Below are 23,248 nucleotides of genomic sequence, written 5' to 3' on the forward strand. Positions count from 1 at the left end.
GTGATTTGGCCTTTTATACAAATTCATTGAGAAGCTTTGAAAAATCAATCCTGTCACCAATTGTCGTCGGTTTCGGCTTTTCAAGATATCGTTTGTCCTTCTCGACAAGCTTGAAAATATTGTATGTTGTCAATGCATCGTCAAGGGCGCGGTGATGCTTCCCTGTCCCTTCCTTACCGTATTCCTGGACGGCCTTCCACAGCCCCGTCTGATTCTGGTCTCCGAAAAACCGCTTATATTCCATCGATAGGTCGATTTCTTTGCCCCTCAGCGGAAAAGCCAGCTCCGCAGCCTCGCAATTATGGCGAAGCACTTTCATATCCATGTTCCCCCAGGTAACAATCGTGTTATCCTGATTCCGTCCAAGTTCCTCAATGTACTTGGCCAAATCTGCAAATGGTATCCCCGTATCAATCATCTCCTGGGAAATATGTAGGAATGATTTGCAACGGTCGGAAAGAATCGGAAACCTTAGTGGCCTTACATATGCCGAGAACTGGGATTGAATCTTGTTGTCGATTACGGAAACGATGCCCGCCTCAATGATTTCCGGAAAAAACTCTCTTGTCCTGACGTTTTTTTCCGGCATCGTAAATTCAAAGTCAATAAACAAATATTGTTTTTTCGCAGACAATCCATTCACTCCTCCCCCTGCGCCTGTACTATAGTATATTTGGAACATGTACAATTACTTGTGCGCGTGCTCTATTTTTAAATATTTCTTTATTTTTAAGTAATGGAACTAGCCTTCAGCGAGAAAGCACCGCTGATGGCAGTTTCACTTTATTATAGCATGGAAGTGGGCAAATTTTTTAAATTTTTTAACAACATTTTAAGTGAATTGCAACGGTGGGAATGAGTAAAGGCAGCGAAATCGCTGCCTTATTTTTTCAATTTGAGCACGGCCATTGTGCATCTGGAAATGCAAACGAGTTTTCCTTGTTCATCTGAGATCTTTATGTCCCATACCTGGGTTGTTTTTCCCTGGTGAAGCACTGTGGCGATTGCCTTGACCTTTCCCTCCTTGACGCCCCTTACATGGTTCGCGTTAATTTCAAGCCCTGCCACCGACTCGGTTTCATGGTCCACAAGCTGATACGCTCCCACACTTGCAACCGTTTCGGCAAGTGCGACGGATGCTCCACCATGCAAAACGCCAAACGGCTGCCTCGTTCGTTCATCGACAGGCATCGTCGCCTCCACCCTGCCCTTTTCCAGCAATGTTAATTCGATACCCAGTGCTTCAATCATTGTATTCTTTGTTTCCATCGTCTCCCAACTTTCTTTGAAAAATGTTCTATCTATACAAATCCATTTTCTACTTATACTATGTATGTCCAGCAATGGACCAACGGAAATTATTCGAATGAGGTGAGCGCGGATGAATAGATTCAGGGAAGGGCTAATCCCGACAATCCTCGGATCGGCTGTTACTGCTGCTGGCTATGCAATGTCACGGAACAACGGAGTCAACAAAATGGTTGCCAACACTGTGCTTGGCTTTGGCCTGGCACACGTTGTTCTTGGAACAATCGACCTATTCGAACACCGAAGGGAAATGTAACTGGACAGTTGGATTGGCAGGCCGGATTTAATCCGGGCTGCCTTTCTGTATGGCGGACAGGCAGCCCGGATGAATCGGCTCCTCATCTTTGCCTTCTATTCCCCGTTTTTTGCGGTGCATTTTAACAAAACCATAAATGATGGCAGCCACAACGATCACCCCCAGGAAAAACTCCCCCATATATCCCCTCGCATGCTCACCAAACAAATAACCCGCAAAAAACATAATTAAAAGCCAGGCCGTAGCTCCGCTGTATGCGAAGAGCATGAATGTTCTAAAAGAAAGCCGGCTGAACCCATAGAGGAAAGGAACAACCGCCCTTGCCCCCGGTACAAAATAGCTAAGCGAAAGGGAAAAAGCATGGTATTTGTCCATAAGCTTGAGCGAAACGCCAATCTTCTTGGCAAACCGCTCCTTTTTGGCCAAAAAATTCAGCAATGGCCAGCCGATGAATCTACCTAAAAAATAGCTGGCCGTCAAAGCGGTCAGCACTCCTCCGAGCGTAGTAAGAAATATTGGAAGTGTTTCCGCAGCACTCCTGGATGCTGCGGCCCCGATCGTCATCATAATGATTTCATTGGGTACCGGAAGGGTCGAGGAACCAAGCAGAATCCATAAAAACAAACCGGCATAGCCGCTTTCTTCAAGGATATTCAAGAGAAAATCGAGATCCATCCATTGTTCCTCCCTCCCAGTAAATTTTCCTTTCTTACCCATTCCCCTTTTTGTTAAAGGCAATCCTTTTCCAAGCCGTATAGGCCAGCTGTGAATTTCATATACATTAATGAATTGAAGCGTCCAAGGCAACGCACATCAAGCCACAACCCGTTTTATAAAAAATCTTTATCACTTTTTCAAAAGGAAGTGTTGCATGTGCACTATTACGGCTATCCCTATTCCATATATAACGGGCATTTCGGGAGGGTATACCCCCCGGCTGTTCCCGACATGTTGATGGCCTCGGCGCGGAAAGTAAGGCCCGCCCTTACGGAAGCTGGCATTTTAGCGGATAAAATAGCTGGCTCCCGCGATTTTTCCAAACGGATTATGGAAGCGGCGCAGGCATCAAAAACAGAAATTGTCAAAAGCCTGATTGCCTCTGCCGGGATCAGGAAAGATGTCAGGATTATCTACGACCCAGATGGAATTACAATTGTTTTAGCCGATCCCGGCTGTTGCGGTGTTTCAATTACGCTCAGGTGGAAATAGCCACGCGTCCGTTTTCGGAATTTCCTTACTACAATTCTATCACAGAAGGAAGGGATTTCCTAAGGCTGCTATAAGGAAAAAAGGGCTGATCCCTTTATGGGCAGCCCCTTCTCTTTATTCCTTCCATCCCTAATAAGAGCGAAAGGGCTCAGTCTGGATGGCCTACGGATTTTTTTAATAATATGGAAATCCGAAGCCATATCCGTACCCGTATCCTGGAAAACCGAACCCTGGATAGCCACCGAATGGGACGAACGGACGCGGAAAGAACAATGCGCTGCCCAACACTCCACCAAGCAGGCCGCCAAGAAATGGCCCCGCGAAAAACCGCTGATCCCCTCCGTAGTGATACTGATTTCTCATGTCGTACATATTGGGAACCTCCTTTTCTGTGCACTCGCCTTCCCTATTTCATATGCGAGAGAAGAGAAGTTTGAGTGGGCGGGCTCTTGCTTTCAGGGATTTGCGAAAAAAAACCCGCCAGTACAGACACCGGCGGGCAATTGCGTTTTAAACACTATTAGTTTTATTTTGCAAAAGGCTCGAAGCGCTCAACAAACAGCGCAAGCGTCCTTGACATGACACCCGTTGCCCCAGATGGGCCAAGGTCAGTGTCCTGCCTTGAGGTAGCCGTCCCGGCAATGTCGAGGTGAACCCATGGAGTCCCTTCGGCAAACTCCCCGACAAACGCCCCGCCCATTACGGCATGGCCTTCAGAGCCCGGCGAATTGTTCAAATCAGCAATTTTGCTGCCGCGGACCCGCTCCAGGTCTTTTTCAAATATCGGAAGGCGCCACATTTGCTCACCCGCTTCATGGGATGCTTCAAGGACCTGTTCAAACAGTTCTTCATTGTTCGTCATCGCACCGGTTGTATGCAGGCCGAGCGCAGTGATGACCCCGCCAGTCAAGGTTGCCACATCAACGAGGTATTTTGCGCCGTGGTGCTTCGCATAAGTCATTGCATCCGCAAGTACTAAACGGCCCTCCGCATCCGTATTCAATACTTCAATCGTCTTGCCGCTCATTGATGTGATGACATCGTCCGGCTTGAAGGCGCCGCCGCCGATCATATTGTCGGTCGATGGGATAACGGCAACGACATTTTGTTCAGGCTTCAATTGGCCGATGATTTCCATCGCGCCAAGAACCGCCGCAGCACCGCCCATGTCCGTCTTCATGCCAACGATGCCTGTTTTCGTCTTGATGGAATAACCGCCTGTATCAAACGTGATGCCTTTGCCGACAAGGCCAATCGCATCCTCCCAAGATTCCTTTCCCTGGTATTTCAGGACAATCATCCTCGGTTCTTCGAGGGATCCTTGGTTAACAGCAAGAAGCGCTCCCATGCCAAGCTTCCTGATTTCCTCAAGGCCAAGGATTTCTGTTTCAAAGCCGTACTTTTCCCCAAGTTTGCGGGCATACTCCGCCAAATCCGTTGCCTTGAGCATATTGCCTGGCGTGTTGACTAGTGTTCTTGCTGAATTTGTTCCCTGCCCATATGCGTACCCAACCGTAAGCGATGCGTTAATTGCTTGTTCGTCGGTTGCTTCCGTATAGACAGTAATTGTTTCAAGCTTTTTCTCCGGCTCGTTCGGCTTTTGTTTATACCCTTCAAAGACATAGGTGGAAAGGGCGAATGCTTCGCTTACCGCGTAAGCCGCCTCCTCCGTGTCGATATCGCCGGATACGAACGAATCAAGCAAGAGCGCCGCTTCTTCCTGTTTCGCGTTTTTGAGCGCCTTGAACGCTCGGCCCAAAGCTTCACGCAATTTTCCGAAGGTAAACTCTTTTTCCCTGCCAAGGCCGACAAACCAGATTTTTTTCGCTCCTGCCTTCCCCAGTGTATGTAATTTGCCAACTTCCTTAAGCTTTCCTGAAATGTCACCATTTTTGGCAAGGTCATTCAGCTGTCCGCCAAACATTTCATCAAGAGCAGCGAGTCCGCCTTCAAATTTGACCGGCTTGTCAAAAAGGCCAACAACCAGGTTTTCATGGCTTGCCGAAAAATCCACTTCCGTTTTAACCGTAAACATCTCAAAACCTCCCTTTTTATACCTTTCAATTATATCGAAAAGTATGAAAAATTCATATATAGCCGTTTCGCCCTAATCCTCAAGATATAAATAGAGCAAAGGGAGTGGCGGAAGGATATGAATTTGTTCAAAAGGGACCTTGTCAATACCATCCGGAATGAGCAGCTGGCACTCCTCAATATAAGCAATCACCTTCTCAAGATCCAATCCCCAATGCCTCGGCCTGTACCCCTGCAAGTAGATATGAGCCGCTTTCATCATCGCCCGGGCTCCTTTCACATTGCCATAGCCGTAATGGTAAAGGGCGACACTCATTTGCAAAAGGCCTTTGAAAAACAAGTTACCTTTCTCTTCCATCCACATTTCCTCTAGAAGGTCATGGCATGTATAATAGTCGCCTTCATTAAAGTGGATAAAGAATTCATAGTACTGGTCCGGATAAAGTTCCAGTTTAGCCACCCTCCCCTCTTTGCCTGATGCCTTTTATCCATCATACTGCCGGTTCTTGTTTTCCTCAAAGAATCAAGCCTCTCCAGCCGAGGTTCATGAGTTGGGTGAATGGTTTGGCTCTTCACCGCGAAAGTGTTTTTCGAAGGGCATATTAGTGGTATTGGGGCGTTAAGTTGGCTTTGAGTGCCCGAAGGAGGGGCATATTAGTGCTGTTCGGGCCTTAAGTTGGCTTTTAATGCCCAAAGGATCGATTGCCAACTGCTGTTCTAGCACTAAGTTAGCCTTAACTCAATTTTTCTAGTGAATAACCAACTTAGACAATGAAAAAAAAGCCGGCAATCGCATTGCCAGCTCAACGCTCCATTTATTTTTTTTCTGAATTTATGTATTGTTGCCGGAAAACCTGAAGCGATTCCGTTTCATTCATGACAGTCAGTTCCTTTTCGGTCAGCTTTCCATTACCCATTTTAATAATGAAAACATCAACGGTCCTTTTGCCCCATTCCCTGAAAACGTCTTCTACCGTTTCGAAATAAAGGTCGAGCTTATGTCCTTTGATGGCGCTACCGGTGTCGGCTACGACTCCGTACCCATAGTCCGGGATGAAAAGCACGGTCCCGATTGGGAATATGGCCGGGTCAGCGGCGACCGTTGAAAAAAGATCCCGTTTAACCTTGACCCCTGAGTATGTAATTCCGTATGCCGGGTGGCTTTTGTCCTTTCCAGTCGATTCAACCCCAGCCGTGTAGCCGGTTGCCATGACCTTCTTTTTCCTGTACTTGCTCCAGTCAATCGCTTCCTCGAGCTTTGGCGGTGCCGCTGCAACTGCTTCACTTGATGATATCAAGCTTTGCGGCCTGATGGCGTGCCTGATTTTTTTTAGCTTCAAACCAACCGATTTCAATTTATGGGCAAATATTGTGTGAACGCTTTTCTCATGTTGTGGGCCTTCCTGTCCAAGTCCAGAGTAGGAGATTAACATTTTCGCCTCGACTCCGGAAATTGATTGAAAGGTGGTCGTAAGTGCCAAAACAAACAAGAGTACCATGGCAAATCGCCTAGCCCATGCCTTTTTATGGTTCATATTTTCACTCCTCCCATGACAATCTTCCCCAAGTTTCAGGAGAATATTCATAAAAGGAGCAAAAAAATGATTTTTAACAGGTAAATTTGCCTATACGGACATAAAAATAGCCGTTTCCACGAAGGAAAAGGCTAGAACATTTGGTACCCATTTTTCCGTAAAAGCTTTATGGCAGCCCCCGCGGCAATTGCCCCGGCAAAACCGCTGGATAGAATAATCACATCGGCTGAGCCTAATGAACCAATCTTGTTCCCCAGTTCGCCAAAAGCCGTTTTTGTATTGGTGATATACTCGATAAACCTGACCTTGTCGACAATCAGCAGTACAATGATTGGGTAAAGGACAGCCATGATCCACGACATCCTCAAAAGCATATTCAAAAGGAAACCAATTCCGAAAAAAAGTACAAAGAATAAAAGCATCGATAAGACCAGTTCAACAATACTCATCATTCATCCCCCTCAGGCACTCAAGTTATAGTTTACTCAAGCCCGTTGGGACAGTCAACAGCCCTGCCTGAATTCCCGGCTGCTGATTCTTTTTTTGGCTACTCCTTCTTTTTGCCGGAACCACCGCAGCATGTGCACGTTTCCGAACCGCCAAGAAGCAGCTGGAAATAACCAAACCCTCCGCAATACATACACTTTTTTGCATCTGTCTTTGTTGTTTTCATATCGTATCTCTCCTTTGAAATATTAACTTAATTTTCTGATAATATAACAGGAATATATGAAAACGAAAAGCAGAATATTCGCCTGTTTTCGCCCAATGAAAACGTATACATGCACTTCAAGCTTTCATTTTCTCGCTCTTTCTCAAAATTACTGAAAATTTAAATAATTTTGTTTGCAGCGACATACGTTTGCCACATATCAGCGATTTTCAGAGACAATTTTTTCAAAAAAAGAGCTTATAGGATGTATAGCCGAAATCGTTTCCAGGGTTAAGTCCGTCTTTGCCGGGAAGATGGACAAGATTTCCGAGGCCAATTAGATAGTGGATAAGAATGGATGCTTCCTTATCGAGCATCAAATCCTCCGGTGAAATGTAAGCTACCTCAACGATTTCATTTTCCTGGGGATGAATGGCTCCACCTTCCTTCGCTTCTAGTAAAAACAACAGGAGATTGTCGCTGAAATCGGATTGAATGACCCCGGTACGGAGGCCAATGAGTCCTTTTACCGTGCATTCAACGCCTGTTTCTTCCTTTACTTCCCTGACAGCCGCTTCATCCGCAGTTTCCCCCTCGTCCACAAATCCTGCCGGAATCGACCATTTTCCTTTTAGGCCCCCGTAGCTTTTTTTAACAACGAGCCATTTTCCTTGCTCAGATATTACAAGGCCAGCCGCAGCGAGCCAAACCTTCCCACGCTTATTCGCCGCCATTTTCCCCACCCTTTCAAAAATAACTTTCTTTCATATGTATTTTTTGTTAAAAAAATGACTACAATCTTTGAAAAAGACCTATCTGGCTGACCGGAACAAACCGTTTTTCTTTTACCGGAAAAAGCTTTAGCAACACTCGGTTGCAAATGCAAAAAGGAGCAGATTGCTCTGCCCCTTCAGATTATAGCACGTTGAATTTTCCCTTTTTCAAAACAAGCCCTGCGCCGCCAACGAGGTAAAGCGCACGGTTGTCGATGACTTTTTTCATGATCGATGCTTTGCCGCCGGTCAGCTTTTTGCCGTACACAACGCCGATTGCATCATCCTCGCCAAGAGAGCAGACAGTTCCTTTAATATCAGGGACAAATGTCTCAAGATCTTCTTTGCCTCGTACAAGCGCGGCAATATTCTTCGCGGCAACTTCGCCCTGCTGCATGGCGATTTGCGCTGTCGGAGGATATGGGCGGTTGATTTCTTCATTGATGATCAATGAACAATCGCCAATGATGAAAATATCATTATAGCCTGGGACGCGAAGATCAGGCTGGACCTTCACACGGCCTCTCATCGCTTCAAAACCGGATTTCTCGATGATGGAGTTTCCACGTACCCCCGCTGCCCAAACTACCGTCTCAGCTTTGATTTCCATTACTTCGTCTTCACCTTTGGCAACGATGATGCCGTCAGGAGTACATTCCTTAATGGCTGTTCCAATCATGAATTCCACGCCTTTGCGCTCAAGCGTCGCAACAGCATAATCCACGAGTTCAGGATCGAAACCTGGAAGTACGGTTGGTGCTGCTTCTACACAGACAACGCGCACTTTGTGGAAATCAACATCGTATTCCTGGCAAAGCTTAGGAATGCGGTTCGCTAATTCACCAAGGAATTCAATTCCGGTAAAGCCTGCGCCGCCAACAACGATTGTCAGGCGCTCGTCTTTCTTTTCTTCTTCAAAATTGTAAGTTGCAAACTGGTACTCGATATGTTCACGAAGCTGGCGGGCAGAATTAACATTCGTAATCCCGAACGCATATTCCTTCAGGCCTTTGATCCCAAATGTTTCAGGCTCGGCGCCCAAGGCAATCACAAGATAATCGTAGTTAATTTCTCCTTTATCAAGGACGACCTTCTTTTCTTCCTTATTAATTTCGTTGACCGTACCTTGGACGAATTCAACCTTGTGCCGGTCGATGACGGTATCAATGTCATAACGGACACGGTCGTGGTGCAGGGTGCCAGCGGAGGCTTCGTGCAGCCACGTTGTTTCGTAGTGGTAATCATTTTTGTTTACCAGGACGATTTCCGCTTCATTTACCCCTATCAGTTTCTGAAGTCGGACTGTGGTAATGAGCCCGCCATAGCCGGCCCCAAGAATGACGATTTTAGGGATTCTCAACGCAATCACTTCCACCTTTACATTATATTTTATACGAGTGCTTTTAGCTTCTGCCCCAGTTCTCCAATTTAATTAACCAATAATTTTTCGGTTACCCTTAATTTGGAAGAAACATAGACAATAACAGAGATTGTGATTTTCTTCACTTTGATGTTCAAAAAAATGTGCTTGTTTTGTCACAATTTAGTAACAATATTTCCATATCCCATCTTATTCTTTTTCTTACGCATTTTCAAGCGAATTCTTCAACCAAAATGCCTCTTTTAAAATGTTCAACAATTCAGTTTATTTATTTTTCCCTTTACTGGCAAGGGTTTTACTTAAAAAGGAAGGGGTTGTGTTGGAAATCAATACAAGCCCCTTCCTTAAACTAGCACCATATGGCTTGTATTGGCACAGTTGTGGTATGATTATCTCTGGACTACCTTTACTACTTTGTTGGGGGGATACACACGTGCAAGAAGAGCAAAAGGTTTATGATATTACCATTATTGGAGGAGGGCCAACTGGCCTGTTTACCGCCTTTTACGGGGGTATGAGACAGGCTTCGGTTAAAATCATCGAGAGCCTTCCACAACTAGGCGGCCAGCTGTCAGCCCTTTATCCTGAAAAATATATATATGATGTTGCTGGTTTCCCGAAGGTCCGTGCCCAGGAACTCGTCAACAACCTAAAGGAGCAAATGGCCAAATTCGAGCCGGCCATCGCACTAGAGCAGTCGGTTGAGAAGGTCGAAAAGCAAGCGGATGGCGTTTTCAAACTGACAACGGATAAGGAGACGCATTTTTCAAAAACGGTTATCATCACCGCTGGGAACGGCGCATTCCAGCCTCGCAGATTAGAATTAGAAAGCGCTTCCCAATACGAAGGAAAGAACCTTCATTACTTCATTGATGACCTGAACCAATTTGCCGGCAAGAAGGTTGTCGTGTTTGGCGGAGGAGATTCAGCAGTCGACTGGGCGCTTATGCTTGAGCCAATCGCTGAAAAAGTGACGATCATCCATCGCCGCGACAAATTCCGCGCCCATGAGCACAGCGTCGAGAACCTTCACAATTCGAAGGTCGAAATCAAGACTCCTTTTGTTCCGGAAGAATTGATTGGCGGAGACGAAATCAAACAGGTCGTCATCGCCAGCGTCGACGGCTCTACAAGGGAGGCAATCGATGTTGATGCGGTTATCGTCAACTATGGTTTTGTTTCCTCGCTCGGCCCAATCAAGGAATGGGGCCTGCAAATTGAAAAGAACTCCATTTTAGTTAATTCGAAAATGGAGACAAATGTGCCTGGGATTTATGCCGCCGGGGATATTTGCACCTATGACGGAAAAGTAAAGCTGATTGCGTGCGGATTTGGCGAAGCACCGACGGCGGTCAACAACGCCAAGGCGTATATCGATCCAAAAGCAAAAATCCAGCCGCTCCACAGCTCGTCAATGTTTGGTTGATTTATTTAAGGCTTCCCGGTTTTTCCGGGAGGCTTTTTCGTTATTTGGAGCGCTTATTGTAATTAGTGGGAGATCCGATTATTGTCTCTTGACGTAGGCCAGCTTCTGCTTGGACCCGAGAGGTTTCGGTACAGTTTCTGGTTATCAGGACTCACCTGGATCCTGAAACCGAATCTGTGTCTCTGTTACTCGGCAGCGTTTATTTTTTCCGCTTCCCAGTTTTATTTTTAAAAAGAAAAAACCTTCCCATTCGCTAAGGTTTCCCAAAATGGTTAGGAAGGCACTGCTTTATTTTTCAAAAAAGCGCTCTAGCATTCTTTCGGGGTGCCGGTGACTGTTGCTGTGCGGAACGATGAGCCACATCGGCATGAAGCGATGGCGTTCTGGTTCTCGATTGTAAAGCCACCAGTAGTTTAAATACGAACATATCAACGTTTTAGCACTCATTGAACAGTTATTTTTATTTGTCAGGATGTTAATCGCGCCTATAATGGACGACGAATTTAGTTAACTCTAATTTCCCCAAACGTTCGACATAATGAAAGTAAACCTAATCCTCAACCACGTCCGTGGAAAACCACTGTCACCCTGCTCAATGAGCATTTGCCAAGTTAGCTCATTGACGTAATGGACGCGCCCAATTAAATCGTATGAATATTCGTCATTTGAAGCTACCTCTTTAAATGTAGTGTAAATTGAATATCACAACAGATTCGCTCACTTAATTCCACTAACTACTGCTCATCAATTTCCCCCTGCTACTGCCGGCATTCATTTTAGTTTTCCGCGGTCTTTTAACCTCATACTTGGTCAGTCCTTCCGCGTTGTTTAAAGGCATTTAAACACAAACCTACGTTCCCTAAACTAATAAAAAAATAAAAGCTACCATAAGGTGGCAGCTCGATAATCATTACCAATTATGCATAGTTATTGGCCAATGCTTTTTTTTTCGTGTCATCTACAATGATATCCATCATATGGTTATATACTTCTTCCCCAAACTCATAAATAGTTAAAAACTCAAGCTTATCTGTTTTTAATTGTGCCAAAAGCCTTAATTCATTAGATTGAATAAGAAAGACGTCTTCATTGTCAATATTTATTCTTTCTAAATAGGGCGAATCCAGAAAATCTTCACCCAGTTGATCAATTTCCCTTATCATGCTCCATACTTTAAATATAGATTCACTTTTCCCTTTATAATCGATAATCTCATTAAACCTATCTACAAAATATTTTGTAAAAACTAAATAACTCATTTTATCCCCTCCGGCACAGGTATTTGTTTGTGCTGAGTTCCTATTTCCGTAATAATTCTTGTAAATTCCTCTATGGTAAATTTCGGCTCTGATTGAACATGCGTAATACTCTGTTGATATTGTTGTGCACCAATAATTTTTTCGATTTCAGATTTCTTATCATCAAACCTAGCCATTTTTTCCTCAATAAGTTCAATAAAGTGTTTCTTTTCTCGGTCTATTTCATGTCTGAATTCATCACGAAGTTCCTTAATTACTATTTCTTTTATTTCTTTTTTGAAGTGTGGCTTTTCTTCTTTTAAAGTACTAATTACTTTCTGTTCCGCTTCATTTTTCAAAGTGCTTTTTGCACTACTTAAACTTGTTCTGTAGTCCTTCTTAATCTTATTTTGCACTTCTTTAGTTAATTCATCAATTAATTGGCTTTTTTGGTCCTTATAAATCTTACCTACCCAAAATTTAACCGAAAAAAACAGTGTGCCGATTATAATATATGCCACTAAAATCCAGAATGAGATAAGCATATGGAATTGATACCAATTTGCAATATCCCCTAATTTGGCATTTGCTTCATTGCCAAGTATAGTCATTAAAATTGTAAATATGATGGCCCAAGCCCAGTTTAGCCAAGATTTTACCATTCTTATACCTCAGGAGTTTTATTTTACCTTATTTTACCTTAGGTATAATCAAAAAACTACAAGTTTTTGCAATTTTAATAGATAGAATATCCCATCAAAGCATTAACGTAACCAAGAACATTACTAAATTTTACGAACAATTGACTCGGATATGCGGTGGCTCCGCCCGGCCAAACATTCTGGGAGTCGATAACGGCTTGTTTCTGCAAGCTACATTAAGCAATATTACTTCACATACTGGCCTATATCCCCTTACATATACATTCGCAGGTTCCAGGGTAAAGTAATGTCGCATAAAAAAACCACCGCGAGGGTGGCCGTTTACTACTGCTTATTGCTATATTTATTAATCGAAGAATATTCGTCGCGGAATCGCAGCCCTTAGCCACTGTTGCCGTTTAGCTTATCGGACATCTATCCCTGACTTAAAAACTTTGTAATGACGCGGTTTTCCGCCTTAGCAATCTTCCGGAGTACCGGCGGCTGTTGCTGTACGGAACGATGAGCCGCATCCGCATGAAGCGATGGCGTTCGGGTTTTCGATTGTGAAGCCCCCGCCCATCAAGGATTCTTTATAATCAATCTTTGTTCCGTTCAGGATCGGGCCGCTTTCCTTGTCGACCAAAATGTGAATCCCGAACTGTTCAAGTTGGATATCGCTTTCACCAATTTCGTGGTCAATCCCCAAGCCATATGAAAGTCCGCTGCAACCGCCGCCCTTTACGCTGACGCGAAGGAACGCACCTTCCTCTTCATTTTGCTTCATCATATCCTTTATTTGCAGGGCTGCCGCTTCTGTAAGGTTTACAATCTGGTTTTCCATCCAAATCCCTCCTTTTCCTTGCCTTAGTTATAGTATATTTCAGTTGAGTATCGGTTCTCAACATGTCTGCCCATTTTTGCGAAAATTAGAACATTGGGTTTTCATCCAGGTACTGATAAATATTTTCCACAAGCTCGTCCGGCGTGCTGCCGGTGACAGGTTCCCCATTGACGAGGGCATACATGGTGGAAGCACATTTTCCGCAATAGCCAAGGCACCCATATTCTACGATATCAAGGTTCGGGTCCCGTTCGAGCTTTTCTCGGGCAGCCTGGGCGCCGCTCGCAAGGTTGCTGATGCAGAACTCTATTATCGGGTTAATCATTCACTCACCTCATTTTATGCACCCTATTATCCTACTCCTTTTGCCCATCCCAGTCAATTACCATATGCTCCTGGCCATTGTCAACACGGCGTTTGAAATTGTTGAGATATTGACACAATTTAGCTATACTCAAACTGAGTAACAGTGCGTGTTTTAAAATTATGCCGCGAAAATTTTACCCGCTCTACGAAAATCATTTGCGCAAACAAAAGGGGATTATTTTTATGACGAATTTAGTTATCCTTGGGGGAGGATATGGCGGTATGAGGCTTTTGAACAAGCTTCTGCCGGAGCACTTGCCAGCGGGGGTATCGGCAACGCTTGTGGACAAAAATCCTTACCATTGTCTTAAAACAGAATATTATGCGCTCGCCGCCGGAACGGTTTCAGACAAGGAACTCCGTGTTGATTTTCCCGAACATCCGCGCCTTTCCATTAAATACGGCGATGTGACTGGAATCAACCTTTACGAACAATCAATTGAGTTGAACGGCTCTGACAAAATGGCTTATGACATTCTCGTGATTGGCCTTGGCTGCGAGGATAAGTATCATAACGTTCCAGGCGCAGACCTGTACACTCTCAGCATCCAAAGCATCGAAAAGTCCCGCCAGACGTATCAAACGTTAAGCAACCTTGCTCCCGGCGCGACTGTTGGCATTGTCGGCGCGGGACTGAGCGGCGTTGAACTGGCGAGTGAGCTGAGCGAAAGCCGTCCGGACCTTCAAGTCAAGCTTTTCGACAGGGGCAATCATATCCTTTCCGATTTCCCCGACCGCCTCAGCGAGTACGTGGAAAATTGGTTTGTCCGCCATCGTGTGGAGATTATCAATAATTCCAATATTACGAAGGTGGAAAAGAACATACTTTATAACCATGACGAACCGGTCCATTGCGATGCGATTGTCTGGACCGCCGGCATCCAGGCGAACAGGATTGTTCGTGAACTCAATGTGGAGAAGGATTCATCCGGAAGGTTAGCCGTGACTCCACACCATCATCTTCCCGGTTATGAGAATGTATTTGTTGTCGGGGATTGCGCAAGCCTCCCGCATGCGCCAAGCGCGCAGCTTGCCGAGGGGCAAGCCGAACAAATCGCGGAGGTTCTCAAAAAAAGATGGAGCGGCGAGAAACTTCCCGATACATTGCCGCCGATTAAATTGAAGGGCGTCCTCGGATCGCTTGGGAAAAAACAAGGATTTGGCATGATGGCTGAACACGCAATTACTGGCCGTGTCGCAAGGCTGCTTAAATCCGGCGTACTGTGGTTATACAAATATCATAAGGGCTGATGGAGAAACCAGGTGGTGTGCCTGGTTTTTTTTATGGCTGTGAACCGCCGAATTGGCGGTTTTTTGGCTGCCTATAAAAAAACAAAAGGCATCCCCCTTGGTAATTCGGGAATGCCCCTCGTGCCTGGCACTGGCTATTAATCTACAAAACTGGTTCCTTCATTCATTTTAAAAGCAGTGGCTGGCTACATGAGCCCAATCCGCCCGCCATTCATCCTACTCGGCGCGGTAACCGTGGTTTTCGAGTTCGGCAAAAATTGTTTTGAGCCGCGGGTTGCCTTCGCCGACAATCTTGTCACCTATGAGGACAACAGGATAAAACATGTCCTCTTCGATGACGCGCTCGGCAAATGACTTTTTTTCTTCCATTTCCGGCGGGTTGTAAATGTCCACATAGGTTATATCAAACGGCTGGTCCGGAAATTTCCGGCTTACCGCCGCTTCAAGCCACTCATAAGTTTCTTTGGACGAAGGCAGATTCACACAACTTGGACAAAGCTGGTCCGCTCCGTATACGATTATTTCAACTTTCCTTTCTCCCATAACCATTCCCCCTTGAACAAATTTTACAACATTTTGACTGCAATTATATAAATAAGCTCTTTATTCAAAGTTTTCCTATTCCGAAGAATGGATTTTTACCCTCTATCAGATTATAATAGATAGTATGAAAGGAGTCGATTTTCATGACAGAACAGGAAATGATTGCACAGGTTCAGGAAGTTCTCGATAAATTGCGCCCGTTTCTCCTTCGCGATGGCGGCGATTGTGAATTAGTCGATATCGAGGATGGGATTGTTAAACTCCGTTTGCTTGGTGCATGTGGCAGCTGCCCGAGCTCGACAATCACACTGAAAGCCGGGATTGAACGCGCGCTTCTTGAAGAAGTACCTGGCGTTGTCGAAGTTGAACAGGTATTCTAATTATGCATAGCAAAGCGATTGCCTAAAGCAGGCAATCGCTTTTTTATGCGCTGATCAAGAAGTTTTCCAATCCTTGTTCACCAGTGTTTTTGGGGCCTTTCCGGACAGGACGAGGCTGATATTGTACGCGCACAAATTCATCATGGTCATTCTCGTTTCGATGCTGGCGCTGCCGATATGCGGGATCGCGGTGACGTTGTCCAGCTTCAGAAGCGGATGGCTGGCACTGATTGGTTCTTTGTCGAATACGTCAAGCCCCGCTCCGGCAATATCCCCTTCAACAAGAGCGTCATAAAGGGCTTCTTCGTCTACGACCGGGCCGCGGGCGGCATTGACAAATATGGCAGTTTTCTTCATTTTCCTGAATACATCACGGGTAAACATCCCTCTAGTTTGCTCTGTTAACGGCGTCATGCACACGACAAAATCTGATTCGGCTACAAGTTCATCAAAGGATACATACTGGGCGCCGATTGCCTCCTCGACCTCCATATTCCGCGAACGGTTATGGTAAAGGATCGTCATGTCAAAACCAGTTGCGCGCTTTGCCACAGCGGCACCGATATTGCCCATGCCGACAATCCCGATTGTCTTGTGGTGGATATCCCGCCCAGCCAAAAGGAGCGGACTCCAGCTTTTCCATTTGTCTTCCTTGATAAATTCTGCCGCTTCGACGATTCTCCTGGCTGCCGCCATCAGGAGCGCAAACGTCAGGTCAGCAGTCGTATCCGTTAAGACATCGGGCGTGTTGCAAACTGCAATTCCCCTTTTCGTAGCAGCGGGCACATCAATGTTGTCAAAACCGACCGCGAGATTCGCGACTACTTTCAGGTTTTTCCCCACGTTAAAGACTTCTTCGTCAATCCGGTCGGAAAGCATCGTTAAAAGGGCGTCCGCTTTGGCTGCCTCTTCAAGGAGCCTATCCCTCGAGACCGGCATCTCCTCCTTGTCCCACATGGAAACCTCATAGCTTCCGCGCAATCCTTCCACTGCTTCCTCAGGTAATTTTCGTGTTATAAATATGTATGGCTTCACTTTTTTACCCCTTCCATAGAGCCCAAGCACCGTTCAGGGCCAGAGCCTGTCCTTTTTTTAAAAAACCCGTCATACCTTTATAGTATCACACTATGACGGGTAAAAATGACTAATCGGTTTGCCTGAGGCGAAACAGCAATGGCTAACCAAGAGGAGGGAAAGCGGTGGCCCTTGCCACCAGGAAGCCATTATACCTCTGCAGCCACCCTGCCTGGTTTAGCGGCTGCCTGCCATCAGGAAGCCATTATACCTCTGCAGCGGTTAGCGGATGGCCTGCCACTCCGGCTTTGGGAGCGCTGCTATAAACGGCGAACCGGCTGTTGTGAAAAATGATGCGGTGAATTGCTCGTAGTCGGACGTTTGCTTCAGGATGGCAACGAGGCGGTCTTCAAGCGCCTTTTGAATTGACTCCCGGTTTGAGCTGTAGTACGTTTCAATCGTTTCCAGATAATGAAGAGGAAACAGGAGCCTTGCATACAGGAGTCTCCATGAAAACTTCGACAGCGGTGCAATGCTGCGGTAATCCGAAAAGAACTGCGTGATTTCCGGGCCGCATGTCCTGCTGTTATGAAAAAACCTGCTTCTCGCCCATTCCGCTAAATCACGGCTTCGGTGATCAAAAACCCAATCAATTGGGTTTTTAAAAATATATTGCCTACCCCAGGTTCCTTCCGAAAACCGTTCATGGCAGACCGTCCCGCCATCAACGATTTCCGCCTCCTCATCAAGCTCAGTATCCACGAGATATTGAATTGCGTTTTCAGCTAGCCCCACAAAGTATGGGAAGGATTCAATGAACATCCGTTCAAACTCATCAGAGGCAGGCTGGAAAATCCGTTCCGACCATACCCGTTCCATTTGGTCAAGCCTTGTTTCCCACATATTTTTCCACTGGCCAATCCGCGCCGTTTTTTCGACCTGGAAAGGAACCATCCTGCCCCGCTCGTGAAATTTCGCGAGTTTCCGCCCAAGCCGCATTTGCCCTTTTCGCATCGGTTGGGCAGAAGCGAGCAGGCAATACCTCCCTCCTTCCCATTCGGCTACGATGCTCCCGCTTTTTGTCGGAAGGACCGCCGGAACATTCCTGTCCCCGTACGCCATTAAATGGGCGGCTATTTTTTGCAGCTCGGCCGCTTCTTCTTCGTCTTTCCCTCGGGGGTTGGCGACAAAGTAGTAAAAGCCATTCCCCCTGAATGCATCATAGGATTCAATCCTCGTATATTCACCGGCTGAAATCCCGTACACTTTTTCAAGCATTTGCCCGAGCATGAAACCACCTGCCTTCCCGGATTCCCTACTATGTATATGCCTAAGCGAGGCAAACTTATTTCGCCCTTTTTTTAGAAAAAACGGATGAACCGGCAGCACTTGCAAACAATATGAAAGAATCCCCAAATTTGTTCCTTTTGGAGAGGTCAGGCATAATGTAAAGAAATAGGGTTATATATATAGTGAAACTTACGGGGAAAGGTGACTACCACATGTCTGAGAAGAAGAACGTAAACTTAACGGAAACTACCGCCCGCAGATGGCTGAAGGAGCGGGGGGTCGAGGTGCAGGATATCGCTGACCTCGTCTATTTCTTGCAGCAAAAATACCACGAAGACTTGAAAATTGAAGACTGCCTCCACAATGTGGAACGCGTTCTTTCAAAAAGGGAAGTCCAAAATGCAATCATTACCGGCATCCAGCTCGACATGCTTGCCGAGAAAGGCCTTCTGGAGGAGCCGCTCCAGTCTATTATAAAAACGGATGAAAGCTTGTACGGTGTGGATGAAATTCTTGCTTTTTCAATCGTGAACGTGTATGGCTCGATCGGATTCACGAATTATGGGTACATTGATAAGCAAAAACCGGGGATCTTAAGGCGATTGAACGATAAATCGACCGGAGAGGTGCACACCTTCCTGGACGATATTGTCGGAGCTGTTGCCGCGGCCGCATCGAGCCGCCTCGCTCACCGTGCTGAAAATGCGGAGTAACAAGATTATTTGTTTCAAAAATAGTCCAGCCATGAAGCGGCTGGACTTTTTGCATTCATACGTCCCATTCATCAAGGGAATCAACTGAGTATGTTGGCTTTCTATCGTAATTAGCCAATCGTTCGCGGCTCGTCACGCCGGTATGGACAAGCAGAGTGTCAAGGCCGGCATTCATTCCCGCCAGTATATCGGTATCATAATAGTCGCCGACCATAATGGTTTCTTCCTTGTTTGTTCCGAGAACTTTCAACGCCTGCTCCATGATGATTGATTCAGGCTTACCTATGAATGTCGGCTGCACCCCGGTAGATGCGGTTATCGCAGCGGTTATCGCCCCGTTTGCCGGCAGCATTCCCCGCTCGGTCGGGACGGCCAAATCGCTGTTCGTTGACAGAAAGCGCGCCCCGTTGCGGACAGCGAGGCAGGCGACAGCGAGCTTTTCATACGTCAAAGCCGTATCTAGCCCTACGACGACATAATCGGCATGCTCCGCTCCCGGAACAAGCCCTTTTTCGCGAAGGGCATGGCGGAGCCCCTCTTCCCCAATCATATACACGGATGCACCTTGCTTCTCCCCCGCAATGAAGCTGGCTGTAGCCAGGCTTGATGTGAACACCTGCTCCGTGGTGGCAGGGATGTCAAAGCGGCTGAGCTTTTCCGCGACCTGGGCTGGGGTACGGGTCGAGTTGTTCGTAACAAACAAATACGGAATCCCATTGGTTTGCAGCCTTTTTATAAAATCGGAAGCAGCCTCTATCCGTTCCGTCCCCCTGTACATAGTCCCATCAAGGTCAATCATGTAGCCTTTATATGTTTTCAACTAAATCACTCCCGGTAAAGTGTCCATTCATTTAGTATAGCCCTGGCGAATTGCTTAATATGTTCAGGTGTTCATGAGTTGGCAGAAAACAAAAAAAATAAAAAAGCCGCTATTTTGCGGCCGGGTTGGTTGTTATTTTTTAAAAGCCGAAACGGGCCCCAGTTCGTTGGCAAGGTATGTCCTGACCAGGCCAGGGAAAGCCTCGACCCCATCCACTATTGCCGCCAATTCAGCCGCGAGCTGTACGTGGTCGATAGCTGTATAATACTGGACAAGCTGTTTCCGGTGGGAAACGAGCAACTTCAGGCTAGCGGATATTGGCTCATCAATTACTTTTTCATCAAGGAGAATGTCAATTATGTCTTCATAACTGCCCGGGTCGCGCATGATGAAGCCGTCAATCATTGCATTGCCTACATCGAGTACGGCTTCGGCCAGCATATGCGTGATCCTTTCCAGGGCGGCTTTTTCAAGCGGGGAGTCCCACTTTTCTTGCGCCTTGTACAGCCCGGTCAGCTGCTCTATGTAGAGGAGCCTCTGTTCCATTTGATCCCGATCGACAAAGTACATTTATGTCCACATCCCTAAGTAGCAATTTTTTTTGCGAGCATTCTAGGTCTTGCATAGAAGTACCCCTGGGCAAGGTCAACCTTATTGCGGGTTAGGACGGAAGCTTCTTCTTCATTTTCAATGCCTTCCGCGACAACAAGCGATCCTGCCTCCCTGGCGACAAGCAAAAGCCCCTTTAGCATTGACTCCTTCACGGAGTTTTTGTCGATGTTTTCAATGACGGAGCGGTCGATTTTAATGATGTCCGGCATCACCTCGTTGATCGTGTTCAGGCTTGCATAGCCGGAACCCGTATCGTCAACCGCAATCCGGAACCCCATGAGGCGAAGAACTTTAATGTTATAGATGAAGTCCCGCATCTCTTCAATTGAATCCCGTTCCGTGATTTCGAATGTAATTCGCTTCGGGGAAATATTCTTATATTTATGCATCAGCCTTTTCACGTCGCGGATGAACCGCGGGTTACCAAGCGTCAGCGGAGTGAAATTGATAAAGAAATTCTGCTTGCATTCAAGCTGGCCGATTTCCTCAAGTGCCTTTTCGAGCACGATGAGTTCCAATTCATATAGCTTGCCCGTCTGCCTTGCGACGGAAAAAAGCGTGAACGGACTTTCAAGCATTGTGCCTGCCGGGCCCCGTGTCAGCATTTCCCATGCGTGGACTTCATTCGTTGCCACGTCGAAAATTGGCTGGGCGAGCAGGAAAATTTCCTTTTGGGAAATGATTTTGCCCATGATGAAGAGCATTTCGTTAAATTCGGATTCAATTCGTTTTTCAGCCATTGCCACAGCCTGCTGATGGGCTTTCAGAATGGCTTCCTGGATTGAATAATGCTTTTTTTCAACGAACATATAGCCTGTTTCTAGGACCATTTGCGCCGTTGGGAACTCTTCGTGCAGCTCCCTTCGTCCTTTGCCCGCCACTTTCCTCATGATTGAATCAATCGCGGACAGCCCGTTCCGGTCATGCCCGACACGGACGAAAAGCGACAGTCCGTCCCCATAAAAATCATGGAGTGAAATGATGTCCTCTTCTTCCACCTCGGTTTCAACCGCCTCGCGGAATATCTTCCTGAACTGCTCCATGAATTTCGGAAATTCGGCCGGACCAAGGAAATCGGCAAGCTCCTTTAAATTTTTCAGGTTAAACACGATAACGGCAGCCTCATAGCCTTCCCGGAAAGCATTTTTTACTCCCTGTGCAACCGGGTTCCTGAGGACGAATTGCGGAGGGAAAAACTTTATGGATGACAGGGGAAGAACAATCTTGCCCCATTGCATAAGTTGTGTTGCCTTTGCCACATACTGACGGACCATTCGTTTCATTCCTCTCCGATGTGCCTGTAATCGTATTGTAACACAATTTGGCATTTTTCGTCGTTTTTATCTTTACTTTTCCTTGAAAGTTGTCGACATGCATTTTCTTCAGTTTCATCTGCGCTCTTTATTTGAAGTTATCAACATGCATTTTCAATAAGTATTTTGGTAAGATGGGAAATGAAGAATTGAAAAAATGTAAATGGCCCGGTAATCACTTGGGGGCTGAAACTAATTATATTTTTTAAAAGGAGCAGGATTATGGCAGAGCGGTTTTTTCTTTATGATGATACGGAGGCTTCGAAAACAAGGTTCGTGAGCTTCGTTGGTGAAAGCAATAGGTTTGATTTGGCCCTCATCCAGACCGGCAGGCACTTTGGCAAAACGCTTGTCCTCGATATGCAGGGCAGCAGGTTCGCGATTATTGGTGAGGATGACTTGAAGGAGGAAGGGTATCTTGAGTACGCCTTCCAGCTTTCTGAGGAGGATGCGGAGGAGCTCCGGTCGTTTTTGGCAGAGATTGTGTAACGGTTTGTGTGCGGCTGCTCGGTTGGGCCGCGGGTGGATGGCATGGGCAAGGGGCAGCCGGTTTATGGCTGCCCCTTTTTTCCAAAAAAAGCATTATTTCTTGATTTTCTTAACGACGAAGTAGGCGCACCCGAAGTTACAGAATTCGTAAAGGTATTCGGTCAGTGTGCTGATTTTCGTGTCGAAGGTGGCTTTTTGGTTCTGGTCGTCAAAGAAGCCGCGGAGGCGGAGCTGGCCGTACCCCCAGTCGCCGACTATATAATCATACCTTGCCAGGATTTCGCTGTATCTGTCCTTGAAGGCATCTTCATTGAAACCGTTCCTGAAGTCTTCAATGACTTCGTAGGCGGTGTTGTTGACAACTATCATTCCTCTCACCTCATTTGCAGGCAAATCTCTTTTTCCATTATAACCGATTCCCATCTAATTACTAACAGAAAATAACTTCGGGTTGGCAATACTTTGGGTAGGAGGTGTTGCGAATGAGGAAGGCGTTTTTGGCTGCTGGGCTGTGTGGGCTGCTGCTTGCGGGTTGCCAGGATAATCCCAAGGGGGATAATTATGGCGGCGTAAGCCATTTGCATCCGGATAACCGCCGGTCGGAGGTATATGGGGGCCTGGGCGATAAAAAGCGGCCAGATGAGTCTCAGAGGTTCGGTTTTTACCGTCATCAAAAGAGCCCGGTTATGGGGGACAGGTCGACGGCGGAGGAGATGGCCCGAATTGATAGGGGGCAAATTGCGAAGGACATCAGCCGGATCAGTACGACGTTGCCGAATGTGAATGATGCGGCAGTGCTTGTTACGGATGAAGAGGTGCTTGTCGCTTATGATACGGATTCGAATAATCGGGAGTTGACGGCAGACCAGGTGAAGAAAACGGCAATGTCATGCGTTCCGCGGTTTTTCCATGTGTATGTGTCGGACAATAAGAACTTGATGCGCGATGTGGAAACACTTTCGAGCCTGACGACGCATAATGAGAATGCGGAGGAGTCCATCGCGGCTGTGATCAGGGAGATGAAAAAGTCGCCGCAGGGAGCGAGGATGAATGCTTCGGAAAATGAAAATGGCGAAACTTCCGATGATATGAAGCGCGGAATGAATGGGAATATGGGGCGGTGATCGGGCATGGGGAGGTGCATGTGTAAAGGCAGCCTA

The 23,248-nt window shown here is 46.4% G+C and carries 30 protein-coding genes and 1 pseudogene; 8 read left to right on the forward strand and 23 right to left on the reverse strand.

What is annotated here, in order from left to right; genetic code table 11:
- Positions 1 to 13 precede the first annotated feature (13 nt).
- Positions 14 to 682 (reverse strand): 3'-5' exonuclease KapD, encoded by a 669-nt coding sequence (gene kapD, locus ADU24_RS16105; RefSeq protein ID WP_082306945.1) that lies wholly within the window; start codon positions 680 to 682, stop codon positions 14 to 16.
- 200 nt (positions 683 to 882) lie between these two features.
- Positions 883 to 1,269 (reverse strand): hotdog fold thioesterase, encoded by a 387-nt coding sequence (locus ADU24_RS16110; RefSeq protein WP_053367573.1) that lies wholly within the window; start codon positions 1,267 to 1,269, stop codon positions 883 to 885.
- A gap of 112 nt (positions 1,270 to 1,381) precedes the next feature.
- Here ADU24_RS16110 and ADU24_RS16115 point away from each other — a divergent pair, with 112 nt between their 5' ends.
- Positions 1,382 to 1,564 carry a hypothetical protein gene (locus ADU24_RS16115; RefSeq protein ID WP_053367574.1) on the forward strand — a complete coding sequence of 61 codons (183 nt, stop codon included), beginning with the start codon at positions 1,382 to 1,384 and terminating at the stop codon, positions 1,562 to 1,564.
- A 27-nt stretch (positions 1,565 to 1,591) separates the two neighbouring features.
- On the opposite strand, the gene ADU24_RS16120 is transcribed toward ADU24_RS16115, so the two are convergent.
- Complete coding sequence (locus ADU24_RS16120) at positions 1,592 to 2,239, reverse strand: DedA family protein (protein WP_082306946.1); 648 nt, start codon at positions 2,237 to 2,239, stop codon at positions 1,592 to 1,594.
- Between the two features lie 198 nt (positions 2,240 to 2,437).
- On the opposite strand from ADU24_RS16120, the gene ADU24_RS16125 reads away from it, so the two are divergent.
- Positions 2,438 to 2,773 (forward strand): hypothetical protein, encoded by a 336-nt coding sequence (locus ADU24_RS16125; protein ID WP_053367575.1) that lies wholly within the window; start codon positions 2,438 to 2,440, stop codon positions 2,771 to 2,773.
- Between the two features lie 174 nt (positions 2,774 to 2,947).
- Here the strand turns inward: ADU24_RS16125 and ADU24_RS16130 are convergent, their stop codons facing one another.
- The 8 genes from ADU24_RS16130 to ADU24_RS16160 all read right to left on the reverse strand — a co-directional run bounded on the left by ADU24_RS16130 (position 2,948) and on the right by ADU24_RS16160 (position 9,127).
- Complete coding sequence (locus ADU24_RS16130) at positions 2,948 to 3,145, reverse strand: hypothetical protein (RefSeq protein ID WP_156324603.1); 198 nt, start codon at positions 3,143 to 3,145, stop codon at positions 2,948 to 2,950.
- 154 nt (positions 3,146 to 3,299) lie between these two features.
- On the reverse strand, positions 3,300 to 4,808 hold the full coding sequence (locus ADU24_RS16135; protein WP_053367576.1) for a leucyl aminopeptidase: 1,509 nt from the start codon (positions 4,806 to 4,808) through the stop codon (positions 3,300 to 3,302).
- A 72-nt stretch (positions 4,809 to 4,880) separates the two neighbouring features.
- Positions 4,881 to 5,258 (reverse strand): DUF309 domain-containing protein, encoded by a 378-nt coding sequence (locus ADU24_RS16140; protein ID WP_053368971.1) that lies wholly within the window; start codon positions 5,256 to 5,258, stop codon positions 4,881 to 4,883.
- Between the two features lie 364 nt (positions 5,259 to 5,622).
- Positions 5,623 to 6,342, reverse strand: a complete 720-nt coding sequence (locus tag ADU24_RS16145) for a 3D domain-containing protein (protein WP_053367577.1) — start codon at positions 6,340 to 6,342, stop codon at positions 5,623 to 5,625.
- Positions 6,343 to 6,473: 131 nt separating this feature from the next.
- Positions 6,474 to 6,791 carry a YuiB family protein gene (locus tag ADU24_RS16150; RefSeq protein WP_053367578.1) on the reverse strand — a complete coding sequence of 106 codons (318 nt, stop codon included), beginning with the start codon at positions 6,789 to 6,791 and terminating at the stop codon, positions 6,474 to 6,476.
- 98 nt (positions 6,792 to 6,889) lie between these two features.
- Positions 6,890 to 7,015, reverse strand: a complete 126-nt coding sequence (locus ADU24_RS23375; RefSeq protein WP_197277518.1) for a YuiA family protein — start codon at positions 7,013 to 7,015, stop codon at positions 6,890 to 6,892.
- Positions 7,016 to 7,239: 224 nt separating this feature from the next.
- Positions 7,240 to 7,728 (reverse strand): NUDIX domain-containing protein, encoded by a 489-nt coding sequence (locus ADU24_RS16155; RefSeq protein WP_053367579.1) that lies wholly within the window; start codon positions 7,726 to 7,728, stop codon positions 7,240 to 7,242.
- Between the two features lie 181 nt (positions 7,729 to 7,909).
- Positions 7,910 to 9,127, reverse strand: coding sequence for an NAD(P)/FAD-dependent oxidoreductase (locus tag ADU24_RS16160; RefSeq protein ID WP_053367580.1), 1,218 nt, complete (start codon positions 9,125 to 9,127; stop codon positions 7,910 to 7,912).
- Positions 9,128 to 9,581: 454 nt separating this feature from the next.
- Here ADU24_RS16160 and ADU24_RS16165 point away from each other — a divergent pair, with 454 nt between their 5' ends.
- Positions 9,582 to 10,574, forward strand: coding sequence for an NAD(P)/FAD-dependent oxidoreductase (locus ADU24_RS16165; RefSeq protein ID WP_053367581.1), 993 nt, complete (start codon positions 9,582 to 9,584; stop codon positions 10,572 to 10,574).
- 308 nt (positions 10,575 to 10,882) lie between these two features.
- Here the strand turns inward: ADU24_RS16165 and ADU24_RS22685 are convergent.
- From ADU24_RS22685 to ADU24_RS16185, 5 genes and pseudogenes are all read right to left on the reverse strand, one after another.
- Positions 10,883 to 10,981: pseudogene (locus ADU24_RS22685) on the reverse strand (iron-sulfur cluster assembly accessory protein); the annotation flags it as partial.
- Positions 10,982 to 11,491: 510 nt separating this feature from the next.
- On the reverse strand, positions 11,492 to 11,833 hold the full coding sequence (locus ADU24_RS16170; protein ID WP_053367582.1) for a hypothetical protein: 342 nt from the start codon (positions 11,831 to 11,833) through the stop codon (positions 11,492 to 11,494).
- Complete coding sequence (locus ADU24_RS16175) at positions 11,830 to 12,474, reverse strand: hypothetical protein (protein ID WP_053367583.1); 645 nt, start codon at positions 12,472 to 12,474, stop codon at positions 11,830 to 11,832. The genes ADU24_RS16170 and ADU24_RS16175 overlap by 4 nt, the downstream gene beginning before the upstream one ends.
- A 457-nt stretch (positions 12,475 to 12,931) precedes the next feature.
- Positions 12,932 to 13,297, reverse strand: a complete 366-nt coding sequence (locus ADU24_RS16180) for a HesB/IscA family protein (protein WP_053367584.1) — start codon at positions 13,295 to 13,297, stop codon at positions 12,932 to 12,934.
- An 85-nt stretch (positions 13,298 to 13,382) separates the two neighbouring features.
- Positions 13,383 to 13,622: a YuzB family protein gene (locus tag ADU24_RS16185; protein ID WP_053367585.1), complete on the reverse strand. Its 240-nt coding sequence runs from the start codon at positions 13,620 to 13,622 to the stop codon at positions 13,383 to 13,385.
- A 224-nt stretch (positions 13,623 to 13,846) separates the two neighbouring features.
- Here ADU24_RS16185 and ADU24_RS16190 point away from each other — a divergent pair, with 224 nt between their 5' ends.
- Positions 13,847 to 14,914, forward strand: a complete 1,068-nt coding sequence (locus ADU24_RS16190) for an NAD(P)/FAD-dependent oxidoreductase (RefSeq protein WP_053367586.1) — start codon at positions 13,847 to 13,849, stop codon at positions 14,912 to 14,914.
- A 216-nt stretch (positions 14,915 to 15,130) separates the two neighbouring features.
- On the opposite strand, the gene ADU24_RS16195 is transcribed toward ADU24_RS16190, so the two are convergent.
- The gene (locus tag ADU24_RS16195; RefSeq protein ID WP_053367587.1) at positions 15,131 to 15,457 is read right to left on the reverse strand and encodes a YuzD family protein; all 327 of its coding nucleotides are present in this window, start codon (positions 15,455 to 15,457) and stop codon (positions 15,131 to 15,133) included.
- Between the two features lie 143 nt (positions 15,458 to 15,600).
- Between ADU24_RS16195 and ADU24_RS16200 the strand changes: the two genes are divergently transcribed.
- Positions 15,601 to 15,837, forward strand: coding sequence for a NifU family protein (locus ADU24_RS16200; RefSeq protein WP_053367588.1), 237 nt, complete (start codon positions 15,601 to 15,603; stop codon positions 15,835 to 15,837).
- Between the two features lie 54 nt (positions 15,838 to 15,891).
- Here the strand turns inward: ADU24_RS16200 and ADU24_RS16205 are convergent, their stop codons facing one another.
- Together ADU24_RS16205 and yutH are read right to left on the reverse strand one after the other, a co-directional pair.
- A complete protein-coding gene (locus ADU24_RS16205; protein WP_053367589.1) occupies positions 15,892 to 16,872 on the reverse strand; it encodes a 2-hydroxyacid dehydrogenase in 981 nt (326 codons plus the stop codon).
- 261 nt (positions 16,873 to 17,133) lie between these two features.
- Positions 17,134 to 18,141, reverse strand: a complete 1,008-nt coding sequence (yutH, locus tag ADU24_RS16210; protein ID WP_053367590.1) for a spore coat putative kinase YutH — start codon at positions 18,139 to 18,141, stop codon at positions 17,134 to 17,136.
- Between the two features lie 212 nt (positions 18,142 to 18,353).
- Here yutH and ADU24_RS16215 point away from each other — a divergent pair, with 212 nt between their 5' ends.
- Positions 18,354 to 18,854, forward strand: coding sequence for a phosphatidylglycerophosphatase A family protein (locus ADU24_RS16215; protein ID WP_053367591.1), 501 nt, complete (start codon positions 18,354 to 18,356; stop codon positions 18,852 to 18,854).
- Between the two features lie 55 nt (positions 18,855 to 18,909).
- Here the strand turns inward: ADU24_RS16215 and ADU24_RS16220 are convergent, their stop codons facing one another.
- The 3 genes from ADU24_RS16220 to ADU24_RS16230 all read right to left on the reverse strand — a co-directional run bounded on the left by ADU24_RS16220 (position 18,910) and on the right by ADU24_RS16230 (position 21,560).
- Positions 18,910 to 19,674, reverse strand: coding sequence for a TIGR01457 family HAD-type hydrolase (locus ADU24_RS16220; RefSeq protein WP_053367592.1), 765 nt, complete (start codon positions 19,672 to 19,674; stop codon positions 18,910 to 18,912).
- Between the two features lie 132 nt (positions 19,675 to 19,806).
- On the reverse strand, positions 19,807 to 20,244 hold the full coding sequence (locus ADU24_RS16225) for a DUF86 domain-containing protein (protein ID WP_053367593.1): 438 nt from the start codon (positions 20,242 to 20,244) through the stop codon (positions 19,807 to 19,809).
- Positions 20,245 to 20,258: 14 nt separating this feature from the next.
- A complete protein-coding gene (locus ADU24_RS16230; protein WP_053367594.1) occupies positions 20,259 to 21,560 on the reverse strand; it encodes an EAL domain-containing protein in 1,302 nt (433 codons plus the stop codon).
- 261 nt (positions 21,561 to 21,821) lie between these two features.
- Between ADU24_RS16230 and ADU24_RS16235 the strand changes: the two genes are divergently transcribed.
- A complete protein-coding gene (locus ADU24_RS16235; RefSeq protein ID WP_053367595.1) occupies positions 21,822 to 22,088 on the forward strand; it encodes a DUF3055 domain-containing protein in 267 nt (88 codons plus the stop codon).
- Between the two features lie 93 nt (positions 22,089 to 22,181).
- Here ADU24_RS16235 and ADU24_RS22690 read toward each other — a convergent pair whose 3' ends face one another.
- The gene (locus ADU24_RS22690) at positions 22,182 to 22,457 is read right to left on the reverse strand and encodes a YutD family protein (protein WP_082306947.1); all 276 of its coding nucleotides are present in this window, start codon (positions 22,455 to 22,457) and stop codon (positions 22,182 to 22,184) included.
- Positions 22,458 to 22,570: 113 nt separating this feature from the next.
- Between ADU24_RS22690 and ADU24_RS16245 the strand changes: the two genes are divergently transcribed.
- Positions 22,571 to 23,212 carry a YhcN/YlaJ family sporulation lipoprotein gene (locus tag ADU24_RS16245; protein WP_053367597.1) on the forward strand — a complete coding sequence of 214 codons (642 nt, stop codon included), beginning with the start codon at positions 22,571 to 22,573 and terminating at the stop codon, positions 23,210 to 23,212.
- Positions 23,213 to 23,248: the final 36 nt, after the last annotated feature.

Origin of the sequence: Bacillus sp. FJAT-27245 (assembly GCF_001273955.1) — a bacterium.
Lineage (GTDB): Bacteria > Bacillota > Bacilli > Bacillales > Cytobacillaceae > Bacillus_D.